Source organism: Phocaeicola plebeius DSM 17135, from assembly GCF_000187895.1.
Classification (GTDB): domain Bacteria; phylum Bacteroidota; class Bacteroidia; order Bacteroidales; family Bacteroidaceae; genus Phocaeicola; species Phocaeicola plebeius.
Genome location: NZ_DS990134.1, coordinates 490,708 through 504,562 on the forward strand (window position 1 = coordinate 490,708; position 13,855 = coordinate 504,562).

Here is a 13,855-nt window from a genome sequence, read left to right on the forward strand (position 1 = left end):
ATGTTATGAATAAGATTCTTTTATTTTTGTTTGGCTGTGTAATTACGTTTTCTTCTTGTAATACAAGACGGTCTGGAATGTCAGAAGTGATAGAAAAAGGGTTGGAAAGATCTGTTCTGCAATCTAAAGCAATGGCTTATTCATTGCTGGATGATAAGAATAAACTGCCTAGGACCATCGGGAAAGATGGTAAGTTATTAGCTGTGGATTCTCATGACTGGACAAGTGGATTTTATCCTGGGGTGTTATGGTATTTATTTGAGGTTACTCATGATGATTCTTTAAAATATTTTGCTTCAGAATATACTCAGCGTGTTTTGAAGGAACAATATACCACAGATAATCATGATGTGGGCTTTATAATTTCATGTAGTTTTGGAAATGGCTATCGTTTGACTAAAAATCCACAATACAGAGATGTGCTTGTTCAAGCTGCCCACTCGTTATCAACGCGATATAGAGAAACCGTTCAGTGTATACGTTCTTGGGACTTTAATCAACAAGAATGGCAATATCCGGTGATTATAGATAATATGATGAATTTGGAGTTACTGCTTGAAGCCTCTAGTCTTAGTGGGGATAGCAGATTTGGACAAATAGCCAGAAAGCATGCAGATACTACAATAAAAAATCATTTTAGATCAGATTATAGTTCTTATCATGTGGTATCTTATGATACGATTACGGGTTTACCGGAGAAAAAGCAGACATCCCAGGGATTTAGTGATGAATCTTCTTGGGCACGTGGACAGGCTTGGGGGTTATATAGCTTTACGATGATGTATCGAAAAACTAAAGACATACATTATTTACAGCAGGCTCAAGAGATTGCAAAGTTTATTTTAAATCATCCTAATTTCCCGGAAGATAAGATTCCATACTGGGATTTCGACTCATCTGAAATTCCAAATGATTATCGGGATGCATCCGCGGCAGCCATAATGGCTTCGGGTTTTATTGAACTATCGCAATTGGCTCAGGATAAGAAGTTGGCAGAAGAGTGCTTGGCAACTGCGGAACAACAGTTACGTACTCTTACTTCTCCTGAATATCTATCGGAACCATTTGATAATCACAATTTCATATTAAAGCACTCTGTAGGTCATAAGCCTGTAAGGAATGAAGTGGATGTTCCTTTAATTTATGCTGATTATTATTATGTAGAAGCTTTGGTTCGGTATAAAAAATGGATTTTAAAAGAATAGCTGTATGAAGAGAAAATCGGAGTTCTGTATATATCTTTTTTCTTGTTTTTTGTTTGCCTTTTCTCAGGTTGGTATAGATTGTTATGGGCAGTCTAAAACGAGAAGTACATTAGAAAAGTGTTTTGACAATCCTCCTCATGAGTCCTTTCCTGGCGTTTATTGGTATTTTATGGACGGAAATATTTCAAAGGAAGGGATGACTAAAGACTTGGAATCCATGAAGAAAGCAGGATTGGAACATTTGATTTATTTAGAAGTCAATGTGGGGATTCCTCGTGGAAATGTTAATTTTTTGTCAGATGAATGGGTCGGCTTATTTAAACATGCGGTTCATGAAGCTGAAAGATTGGGCATTGATATAACATTGGGAGTTGGCCCAGGATGGACAGGAAGTGGGGGCCCTTGGGTACAACCCAATCAGTCTATGCAACATCTTGTGTCTAGTTCAATAGAAGTGAACGGGGGGCAAAGAGTAAAAATTCATTTAGATACGCCTTTACCAAGAAAACCATATTTTGGAGAACATACTTTAACTCCAGATTTAAAAAAACAATGGCTTGAATTCTATGAGGATGTTGCAGTCATTGCTTTTCCAAGTGTGGATGGAAAAGGAATAATTCAGGATATTGATGAGAAATCTTTAGTTTACCGGGCTCCATATAGTTCTGCAAGAAATGTGAAGCAATTCCTACCTATGTTTGCTGATTATCCAAAGTTGGATACAAGTTCTGTGGTGTCGTCCGATAAGATAATTGATTTAACTGCGTATATGGATCATGAAGGTATGCTTGAATGGCAAGCTCCTGAAGGTAAATGGACTATTGTACGCTTTGGCAGGAGGAATAATGGAGCAGTGACTCGTCCTGCTCCTCTTCCTGGTTTAGGGTTTGAAGTAGATAAGTTCGATACTTTGGCTCTTCGGAGTCACCTTGATGCTTTTACAGGAAAGTTGTTTCATGAGTTAGGCCTTTCTCAGAAAAAAGGGAATAAAGGAGGGCTGAAAATGCTTCACATGGATAGCTGGGAAATGGGAGCTCAGAACTGGTCGGAGAATTTTCGAAAAGAATTTCTAAAGCGTAGGGGATATGATCCATTTCCTTTCTATCCGGTATATGCTGGATTTATAGTCGACGGTTGTGAAACAAGTGAACGTTTCTTATGGGACTTAAGGAAAACCTCTCAGGAACTTATATTAGAGAATCATGCAGGATATTTGAAGGATTATGCTCATAAATATAAACTTGGACTTTCTATAGAACCTTATGATATGAATCCTTCTGCTGATTTAGAATTAGGTGCTGTGGCAGATGTGCCTATGTGTGAATTTTGGAGCGCTGAATTTGGATATAATACCTCTTTTAGTGCCGTCGAGGGTACCTCTTTAGCACATCTGAAAGGGCAGAATATAGTTCCGGCTGAAGCGTTTACAGCTCAAGGAGATAGATATGCACAGTATCCTGGTAGAATGAAGAATCAAACCGACTGGGCATTTGCAGCAGGTATTAATCGTTTGATGTTTCATACTTTTCAGCATCAGCCACTGGATGATAATTTACGTCCGGGTATGACCATGGGACCTTATGGGGTACATTGGGATCGTAACCAGACTTGGTGGCCAATGGTGAAAGAATATCATATGTATGTAGCAAGATGTCAGGCAATGTTACAGATGGGACGTACCGTGGCCGACATTTTATATCTGTGTCCAGAGGGAGCTCCGCATGTGTTTAGAGCACCAGCTTCTGCTTTTGAGGGAGATTTGCCTCAGATGCAGGATAAGAAAGGACATAATTTTGACGCATGTCCGCCTAGTATGCTGTATCAGGCTGTAGTGAATGGGCACCGTATAATTTTCCCAAGTGGTGCAAGTTATTCTCTTTTAGTATTGCCTGATTTTGAAACAATGACTCCTGAATTATTGAGAAAAATAAAAGATTTGCTATCTGAGGGGGCGATTGTTGTAGGGTTTCCACCTAAAAAGTCTCCAAGTTTAGAGAATTATCCATATTGTGATAAAGAAATAACACAATTGGTTCAGGATATTTGGGGTGGTTATACTTTGCCGGAACAACAAGTAATGAAGAAAGTAGGGAAAGGTAAGATAATATGGGGGAAACCAATAAAAGATAAGATTGACAATCTTTATCCTCATTATGATTTGACCTCATCCGTTTTAAGTGATATGGGAGTTGGTGATGATTTCTGTTCGGACGCTTCGCTTCGCTATACTCATCGGGTAATGGAAGATTGTGATATATATTTTGTATCTAATCGTTCAAATATTCCTGCCGTTGCGGATTGTTATTTTCGGGTAGAAGGGAAAATGCCTGAACTTTGGCATCCTCTTACAGGAAATAAGAGAGACTTGCCGGAATATAATGTAGTAGATGGTAGAACAAAAATAAAATTGAGATTTGATGGTTATGAAAGTTATTTTATTGTATTCCGTAAAAAAGGAAAAAATACAGGAAAGGGAATAAATTTCAGAGAAAAGGAAATTGTAAAAGTATTAAATGCTCCTTGGAGAGTTTCCTTTGATTCTCAATGGGGCGGGATATCCAAGACTACATTTACTCAACTGATTGATTGGAGTTCAGCTTCAGATCCGCGTATAAAATATTATTCCGGTAATGCTTTTTATGAGCAGACATTTGAGTGGAATTCTTCTGTAGATAATAAGTTGTATCTTGATTTAGGAGATGTAAGACATTTTGCTAAAGTATGGTTGAATGGGAAAGAACTAAAGACTTTGTGGACTTCCCCGTGGGTAGTAGATATATCAAAAGATATTAAGAAAGGTGTCAATCAATTAAAGATAGAGGTCGTAAACTTATGGGTGAATCGGTTGATTGGCGATGCGTTTTTACCTGATGATGGAATTGTTTCTGGGAAATGGCCTGACTGGATGTTAAACAAACAGACACGTACTGGGAATCGCTATACTTTTACTACTTATAATCATTATTCAAAGAATGATACACTAGATAAATCTGGGCTCTTAGGTCCAGTTGTTATTCTGGAAGAAAAAAGATGAAATTTTGTAGGGGTTATATAGATAGATTTGGAATATGAAACTTTTCAAGGTAGGTATTTTTATTATAGTGTGGTTGTTTAGTTTACCACTGTGTGCGAATTCTTTTAAAAAGGATGATTATTTAAAGCATGGCTTTGTATGTCCTCCTGAATCGACTCGTCCTATAGTATATTGGTATTTAATGAATGGACATTTGTCAAAAGATGGTATAACAAAAGATTTAGAGGCAATGTCGAAAGTTGGAATAGGAGAAGTTTTTCTTGGAAATATTTATTTGACACGGTTACCTCCTGGTCCTGTTAAAATCTTTACTCCAGAGTGGAAGGAATGTATGCAGCATGCAGTTAAAGAGGCCGCTAGATTAGGTATAAGAATAAGTTTCTTTAATTCTCCAGGCTGGAGTCAGTCGGGAGGGCCATGGGTACAGCCTGATCATGCTATGCGCTATCTTACTTATTCTGATACGATTGTTTGTTCTGATGGAATGGTGGCTGCGAAAATGTCGCGTCCTCAACCATTCTTTCAGGATGTAGCTTTGTTAGCTTTTAGGTATAAGGATAGAGTAAAAACAGCTATATCTTACCATTCTTTTCCTGAAGGAGATAAGTTAAGTAATTTATTTGATAGAAATCGTTCTACAAAATGTGTTTTTAAAAATCAGCAGGGACAATCTGTTTGTGTTGATATTACATATGAAAAAGAATTTACGGCTCGAAGTTTATCTGTAAATCCTACAAATATGAATTTTCAGGTGTCGTGTGAAGTCTTTGTATGGAAAGATGGGGAATATAAGTTGGTTAAAAAGCATTTTTTTGATCGTCTTAATAAGGATAGGCAATTAGGACCTTTATTGAATGCAGAGATGGTGGCTGCAATTGGAGAAGTGAAAGGGCGTGATTTTAGAGTAGTGTTTAATGGTGTTCCTGCTTCTTTTGAATTGGAAGATATACAGCTCTCTGAGGAAAATAAACTGGAAGAATATAATGAAAAGTGGCTTAATAAACTTCCTCATACCTGGAAGCCAGGTTGGAATGCATATCAGTGGAGTACGCAAGAACAAATCAATCAGTCTGGGGTCTTAAATAAAGAAGATGTGTGGAATATATCTTCATCCTTGCATGGTGATAGTGTGTTTTGGCAAGCTCCTAAAGGTGTCTGGAAGATATTGCGAATAGGTATGACTACTACAGGAACGACAAATCTTCCGGCCCCTCCCAATGCCACTGGATTGGAAATTGATAAAATGAATCGTGAGGTGCTGCTTCCTCATTACGAGGCATATATAGGTCAGATAATGGATGGGCTATCTCCCAAGGAAAGTCGTGCATTTAATAGAATAATTGCGGATAGTTATGAAACGGGACCTCAGAACTGGACTGATAATATGCGACCGGATTTTATAGCTAGATATGGATATGACCCACTTCCTTATTTGCCTTCTCTTGCTGGAATAATTATTGATTCTGCGGAAAAAACTAATCGTTTCTTGTGGGATATACGTCGTATGATTGCTGATAAAGTGGCAGATGAATATGTAGGAGGTTTACGAAAATTATGTGAGAATAAAGGTATCAGGTTATGGGTTGAAAATTATGGGCATTGGGGCTTCCCATCTGAGTTTCTTAAATATGGTGGCCAGTCTCATGATATAGGAGGTGAGTTCTGGACTCATGGAATGAATGATTTTGAATGTCGGTTAGCAGCTTCCGCATGTCATATTTATGGTAAAAAGAAAGTTTATGCTGAGTCTTATACTTCAAGTGGACGTTTTTATGAACGTTATCCTGGTGAACTAAAACGTATAGGAGACTGGAGCTATTGTGAAGGAATTAATCATGGAGTTTTACACTTATATATGCACCAGCCTTATGAGAATAAATATCCGGGAGTAAATGCATGGTTTGGTATAGAGTATAATAGGAATAATACATGGTATGAACAATCTAAATCTTGGATTGATTATCAGCGACGTTGTTATTTTATGCTTGAGCAAGGGATGCCGGTAGCAGATGTTTGTTTTTTTGTAGGAGAAGATGTTCCCAAGATGGCTGGTTGGAAAGATACATCTTTATCAAAGGGATATAATTTTGATTTTATAAATTCGGACGTAATTGAAAATCAGATGTACGTAAAGAATGGACGTATGTACTTACCCAATGGTAATAGTTATGCATTATTGGTATTACCTCCATTGAATACAATGCGTCCTAATTTGTTGAAAAAGATTAGGGACTTAGTTGATAACGGGGCAAAAATTTTGGGCATTCCTCCTTTGGCTTCACCTAGTTTGTCTAATTATCCGGAATGTGACACACAGGTGCGTTCGCTATCTGAATATTTGTGGGGTGATTTAGATAATATGTCTCAGATAGTGAAACGGAAAGTTGGGAAAGGATTGGTTATGTCTGGATTATCTGTGAATGAGGCTTTAAAAAATATAGATGTTCAAGAGGATTTAAGTATCCAGGAGGATTCAATATTATGGGTTCATCGTGGGTTATCTGATGGAGATATTTATTTTCTGTCTAATCAGAAGAATAAGCCTGCCGTTTTTAATGCTTCTTTTAGAGTTGCAAATAAACAACCTGAACTTTGGAATGCAATAGATGGCTCTACTCGCTTTTTGGCTGCATATAAAAATGAAAATGGACGTACTACTGTTCCGCTTTATTTAGAGGCAGGAGAAAGTTGTTTTGTCGTTTTTCAGGAAGAAACAAAAAGTATGCATTATAAAGATCTTAAGGTAGAACAAAACTTTCCTAAAGACAAGTGTTTGCTTGATATTTCCAACTCTTGGAATATACATTTCAGTAATAAATGGCTTGGAACTGATTTTACTTTGAAAGAACAATCTTTATTTGATTGGAGTAAGTCTGATAATCCGAATGTAAGATATTTCTCAGGGTCTGCTGTTTATTCGACAGATTTTGAGATTACTGAAAAGAAGTCTCCTCTTTATCTTTGTTTTTCAGATATAAAGGTAATAGCAACAATAAAATTGAATGGCCAAGATGTAGGTACTCTTTGGTGTCCACCATATAGAATAAATATTACAGACGAAGTCAAAGTGGGTAAAAATCGATTGGAAGTAACTGTAACGAACTTATGGGTTAATCAACTGGTTTGGCAGGCACAGAAAGAAAAAGAAGAACGGAAAACTTGGTTGTTAGAAGAGAATATCAATCCGAATCAGCCATTAGCTTCTTCAGGACTTATAGGTAAATCTTGGATTGTTAGTAATAAATACTAGTTGTATAGAATGTGGTGTTAGTTGAAATTCTTGTATTGTGAGCATGTTAGTATTTTGTGATAGATTGATTTGAGGTATAAGAATACTTTAATTAAATAATTATGAAAAGAAGTTTAGGCGTTTTGTTCTCATTAATCTTTCTATTGTTATTAAGTCAGTTAAGCTATGCAGGTGTGAGAACTGTCTATAGTATCAATGATTCTTGGCAGTTCCGATTTGGTGAGACATGTGAAGGAAATGAAGGATGGAATGTTGTGTCCGTCCCTCATACCTGGAATGATCAAGATTGTCTTGATGATGCTCCGGGGTATACTAGAGGAAAGGGTTGGTATCGTAAGAAGCTTTATGTAGATAAAGAAATGGCTTCACAACCATTGTATATTTATTTTGAAGGAGCTAATCAACGAACAGAAGTGTTTATTAATGGATCGAAAGTGGGTGAGCATGTTGGAGGATACACTTTTTTTTGTTTTGATATTACTTCTTTTGTAAAAGAGGGAATCAATCTGTTGGTTGTTTCTGTAGATAACTCTCATGATATCAATGTGCCTCCTTTGTCTGCTGATTTTACTTTCTTTGGTGGACTTTATCGTGACGTTTCTTTGATTTCTACATCCCCGGTACATGTGTCTCTTTCTCATTATGCTTCATCCGGTGTGTATATTACTACGCCAAAAGTAACGGATAAAGAAGCTGCTGTTCACGTAGATTATATGTTGACAAATATGTTATCCGAAAAGGTGACTATGTATGTCGAAAGTACTGTTTTGTCTCCTTCGGGAAAGTGTGTAGCAACAAGTAAAAAAAAGGTAAGTCTATTGGCCAATCGGGTAAATCAGTCATTTTCGGATGATTTGATTATAAAAGAGCCGGAATTATGGGATACAGAAACTCCAGCTCAATATAGACTACAAACTCGTATTGTAGACTCCAAAGGGGAAGTTTTAGATGTGTTAGTTAACCATTTTGGAATTCGTACTTTTTCATTCTCAGTGGATGAGGGTTTTGTATTAAACGGGAAAAAAGTGAAATTAATAGGAACGAATCGCCATCAGTGTTACGAAGAAAAAGGGAATGCGTTACGTGACGAAATGCATGTGCGTGATATTCGTTTGTTGCAACGGATGGGAGGTAATTTTTTACGTGTAGCTCATTATCCTCAAGATCCCATGGTATTGTCTGCTTGTGATAGAATGGGGATAATAACTTCTGTAGAAATTCCAGTTATTGATTTGGTTACTATGACAAAGGAGTTTTCACATTGTTGTGTGGAAATGATGAAAGAAATGCTTTATCAGTGTTTTAATTCTCCTTCTGTTTGTATATGGACTTACATGAATGAAGTCATGTTGCGTCCACCGTATGAGAGAGATAAAAATATCAATAAGGAAGAATATCATAATTTTATTTATGGTATTGCGTCTGAAATAGAGAATACAGTACGTAGAATAGATCCGTACAGATATACCATGATTCCAATTCATAATAATCTTGCAGCTTATGAGATGACTCATTTGACTTGTTTACCGAAGATTTTAGGTATAAATTTATATAATGGTTGGTATTCTGGAACATTTGATGGATTTGAGAAGATGCTGGATCTGCTTCATCATAAATACCCTCAAACACCGATTATAGTGAGTGAATATGGTGCTGATGTAGATGCAAGAATTCATTCTTTTACTCCTGAACGTTTTGACTATTCTGTTGATTATGGTTTAATGTTTCATAGACATTATTTACCTGAAATTATGAAACGAAACTTTGTGGTAGCTTCTGCGGTATGGAATTTGAATGATTTTCATTCGGAGGGACGTCAAGATGCAGTTCCTCATATTAATTGTAAAGGACTTCTTACTTTAAACCGCACTCCAAAAGATGTGTATCGATACTATCAGGCTAAGTTGTTGAAAGAGCCTTACGTTGCTATTGGTGGATGCGACTGGATGAATAGAACAGGTGTTTCTAATTCTGACGGTATTGGCAAATATCCAATACAAGTGTTCAGTAATGCTGATAAGGTTACACTAAAGGTGAATCAAGATAGTATAGAAATGGTGGCTGAAGTGAAAAACGGAATGGCAATATTTGATGTTCCTTTTATAAATGGTATCAATACTTTGGAGGCTAAAATAGTGAAGGATGGTAAAACTGTGAGTGACCTGTATAGATTGAATATGAATTTAGTTCCAGATAAGCCAAGAATGTATGGTAATTTTAGGGAGTTAAACATGATGTTAGGCTCTAATCGCTTTTTCGAAGATCGTGATGCTGATTTAGCTTGGATGCCAGAAAGAGCATATGCTGAGGATGGATGGGGCTATATCGGAGGGAAAGCTTTTCGAAATGTATCTAATCAAGGCTCTTTACCAGCTTCTAGCTTGGATATTTGGGGGACAGATCAGGATCCAATTTTTCAGACTCAACGACGCGGATTACAAAGTTTTAGGGCTGATGTCCCTGATGGGGATTATATAATCTATTTTTATTGGGTTGAACTGACTGGTGAAACAGCTGGGAGTTTAGCTTATAATTTGGGGGAGATTAAAAATGAATCTGCTTCTGAGCGCATGTTTCATGTAGACATTAACGGTAAACGTGTTTTGCATAATTTAGATATAAAAGCTGAGGTTGGCAGTAGACGCCCGATGATTTGTAAGATTCCGGTATCTGTAATGAATAATTCCGGGTTGAATATTGATTTTATTCCGGTAAAAGGAGAAACTATGTTGTCTGCAATTCGTATTCTTAAGTTAGATTAGCTTTGGGATTGTTATATTTAGGATGACAGTCATACAGGTTGAATGTATGAAGAGAAGATTTGAGCAGTTTTGCGGTTTAGAGAAATACCGTAAAACTGCTTTTATTATAGTATAAGCGTTCTGAATATTCGTTTTTAAAATGATTTTTACTCTTCTCAAAAAGCTAGATTCTTATATCAAAAAGTAAAGTCTACTCTTTTTTTGCTTTGCTAATTTTGTTTTAGTGAAATTAAAACAATAAAGGTGCTTGATAAAGTGGCCTTTAAAATGATGAATTGTATTAATTCCTTCTTTAAGGCATAATAAGTTAGTGTATAAAATAATCAATATGTTTAAGTTATTAACCTGATGTCGCCTATGGAAAAAGATTTTTTAATTCTGTGTTTTTGAATTGTAAATGTTAATTATTAAAAATCGGTATTATGTATAAAAAGGAACACTTAGGAGAGATGTATTCACATCTATGGCAAAAATTAATTGTTGGAGTTTTACTTGTTTTTGTTTTTAGTCAATGTGTATTTGCTCAGACTTTTGAAATCAAAGGAAAAATTTCTGATAAAACCACAAAAGAGCCGCTTATCGGGGCTGCTATTGAAGTAAAAGGGAAAGGAACAGGGACGGTTGCAGATTTAGATGGACAATTTGTCCTTTCAGGAGTTGCTGCTACGGATAAATTGATTGTTACTTATTTAGGTTATGCTAAGCAAGAGATACTTGTAGGCAGTAAAAAATATTTTGATATATTAATGTCGGAAGATGCGGCAAAGGTACTTGATGAAGTTGTGGTTATAGGATATGGTTCTGTAAAGAAGAAGGATTTGACGGGATCTGTGTCACAAATACGACCTGATAAGTTAAGTAATGAAAGCCCTGCTACGGTAGAAGATATTTTGAGAATGGGAGCAGTTGGTTTGCATGTAGGAATTTCTAATACTGCAAAAGGAAATACGAGTTTGCAAATACGTGGTCAACGTTCTTTAAAAGCAAATACTTCGCCTTTGATTGTAGTAGATAATATGATTTTCTTTGGTGAATTATCAGAAATTAATCCTCAGGATATCGAGCAAATTGATGTGTTGAAGGATGCTTCTGCTTCTGCAATTTATGGAGCCAAATCTGCTAATGGAGTTATTATTATCACTACCAAGAAAGGAAAATCAGAAAAGCCGACTATTCGTTTAGATGCAAGCTATGGCTTTGTTACTATGGGGGCAAATCGGGATTTATATGATGCGGAAGGATACCTGAATTTTAGATCAGACTTACAAAATGCTTCAAATGGTTATGAAACTCCGGCTAAGTGGTTGCGACCTACGGCTGAGAATCTGCAGAAATATGGTATCTCGATTGAAGAATGGAGAGCTTATACAGGGGCTACAACGTCTGTTTCAGATGATGAAACTTGGCTAAATCGGTTAGGTTTATTTAATAAGGAAAGAGAGAACTATTTTAATGGAAAAACATACGATTGGTATGATGCATCTTTTCAGACAGGAAGTCGTCAGGATTATAATGTAAGTGTTTCTGGAAATAGTAAATCTTTGAACTATTATTTTTCATTAGGTTATTATGATTCTAAAGGAGTGATTGTTGGAGATGAATATAAGACTATTCGATCAAACCTGAAATTAAATGCTTCTATTACAAAGTTCCTGGAAATCGGAGCTAATGTTAATTTCCAAAATAGAACGGATGGAAATTTGGCTATTGATTGGAATCGATCATGTACGGCAAATAGTCCATATGCACTTCCTTATGATGAAGATGGAAATCTTGAATTGCGACCGATGGGAGTAAATCCGCTTAATGAAGGATATAACTATTGGTATGATTTACAATATTCATCTCTTGATAGAGGGTATACAGTTCTAAACACTATTTTGAATGCAAAAATAAAATTGCCTTTTAATATTAATTATACTATCAGTTTTGCTCCTCGTTTTCAATGGTATTGGGATCGTTTTCATCAATCTTCACAACATCCTTTATGGCAAACCAGTCATAATGGAGCTGTAAATCGAGAACAATCTAAGAGATTTGACTGGCTTTATAATCAGGTTATTTCATGGGAATATACATTTAATGAAAAACATTCGTTTAATTTGACTTTATCACATGAAGCTGAAGAACATCGTTCTTGGAAGGATCGTATTGAAGCACGTGATTTTAGTCCTACAGATGCATTGGGATTTCACTATGTGCAAAATGCTAATAAACTGAAATCTGCTTTTTCCTGTTATGATGATCATAGTACGGGGGACGCTTTATTAGGTCGTGTGATATATGGATATGATGATCGATATACTGGTACATTTACGGTACGACGTGATGGATACTCAGCATTTGGATCTAATAATCCGAGAGCAACATTTTACTCCGGGGCTTTTGCATGGAATTTCGCCAATGAAAAGTTTTTTAAGTGGGAAGCTATGTCACAAGGTAAATTAAGACTTTCATACGGAACGAATGGTAACCGGGAGATTGGTATTTATAGTGCACTGTCTGGTATGAGTGCCAATGGAGTTTATCCATATATTGATCCAACAGATAATTCCATTAGAGAGAGTACCAGAATGTACGTTAATAAAATGCAGAATTTGAATTTGAAATGGGAAAAAACTGCTTCATGGAATGTTGGATTAGATTTTGGATTCTTAGGACAACGTATAAATGGTAGTATTGATGCTTATTATATGCCAACTACAGATGTAATTTTAGATCGTTCGTTACCAACAATTACTTCTTTTGGAAGTGTAACTTCTAATTTGGGAGAGATTGTGAATAAGGGGGTGGAAATTACTTTAAACTCAGTAAATATAAGTCGACCAAATTTTGAGTGGAGTAGTACGGCTACATTCTCACTAAATCGGAATGAGATTAAACATTTATATGGTATTTATACAGATATTCTGGATGAGCATGGAAATATAATTGGTCAAAAGGAAATGGATGATGTGGGAAACAGATGGTTTATAGGACACGATATTAATGAAATCTGGGATTATAAATTGTTAGGAATTTGGCAACTTGGAGAAGAGGAAGAGGCTGCTAAGTATGGACAAAAACCGGGTGACCCGAAGGTTCTGCATAAAGGCGATATCAGTGTACGACCATATGGTGAAGAAGATAAAGAGTTCTTAGGTTCTAGAAGCCCCAAATTTCGTTGGTCTTTTAGAAATGAGTTCACTCTATTTAAGGATTTTTCTTTATCAATGAATCTCTATTCATTATGGGGGCATAAAACAACAGATACTGAATACCTGCATGGAGGAGACTTTATTGGACGACAGAATATTTGGGTGCAGAAATATTGGACACCTGAAAATCCAACAAATGAATATGCTAGTTTAAAACCTACTTCTAAAGTAGCTAATCCTGTAAAAATTATAGATAAATCTTTTATTAGACTGGAGAATATATCCTTGGCTTATCGAGTGCCGTCGAAATGGCTGTCTAAATTTAGTATATCGGCATTAACATTGTATGGTAGTGTAAGAAATGTAGCCGTTTGGACAAAAGAATGGGAAAGATGGGATCCAGAGACAGAAGGCCCTATGCCTAGAACTTTTACTCTCGGAGCTAGTGTCACTTTTTAAATAATTTT

General features: G+C 36.2%; 5 protein-coding genes. All 5 read left to right on the forward strand.

Annotated features, from left to right (window positions below; genetic code table 11):
- Nucleotides 1–5 precede the first annotated feature (5 nt).
- The 5 genes from BACPLE_RS16920 to BACPLE_RS16940 all read left to right on the forward strand — a co-directional run bounded on the left by BACPLE_RS16920 (nucleotide 6) and on the right by BACPLE_RS16940 (nucleotide 13,847).
- Nucleotides 6–1,205 (forward strand): glycoside hydrolase family 88 protein, encoded by a 1,200-nt coding sequence (locus BACPLE_RS16920; RefSeq protein ID WP_040313366.1) that lies wholly within the window; start codon nucleotides 6–8, stop codon nucleotides 1,203–1,205.
- A gap of 4 nt (nucleotides 1,206–1,209) precedes the next feature.
- A complete protein-coding gene (locus BACPLE_RS16925) occupies nucleotides 1,210–4,239 on the forward strand; it encodes a glycosyl hydrolase (RefSeq protein ID WP_007564178.1) in 3,030 nt (1,009 codons plus the stop codon).
- A gap of 34 nt (nucleotides 4,240–4,273) precedes the next feature.
- Complete coding sequence (locus tag BACPLE_RS16930) at nucleotides 4,274–7,489, forward strand: glycosyl hydrolase (protein ID WP_007564180.1); 3,216 nt, start codon at nucleotides 4,274–4,276, stop codon at nucleotides 7,487–7,489.
- A gap of 101 nt (nucleotides 7,490–7,590) precedes the next feature.
- Nucleotides 7,591–10,251 carry a glycoside hydrolase family 2 gene (locus tag BACPLE_RS16935; protein WP_007564182.1) on the forward strand — a complete coding sequence of 887 codons (2,661 nt, stop codon included), beginning with the start codon at nucleotides 7,591–7,593 and terminating at the stop codon, nucleotides 10,249–10,251.
- 422 nt (nucleotides 10,252–10,673) lie between these two features.
- Nucleotides 10,674–13,847 carry a SusC/RagA family TonB-linked outer membrane protein gene (locus BACPLE_RS16940; protein WP_007564183.1) on the forward strand — a complete coding sequence of 1,058 codons (3,174 nt, stop codon included), beginning with the start codon at nucleotides 10,674–10,676 and terminating at the stop codon, nucleotides 13,845–13,847.
- Nucleotides 13,848–13,855 lie beyond the last annotated feature (8 nt).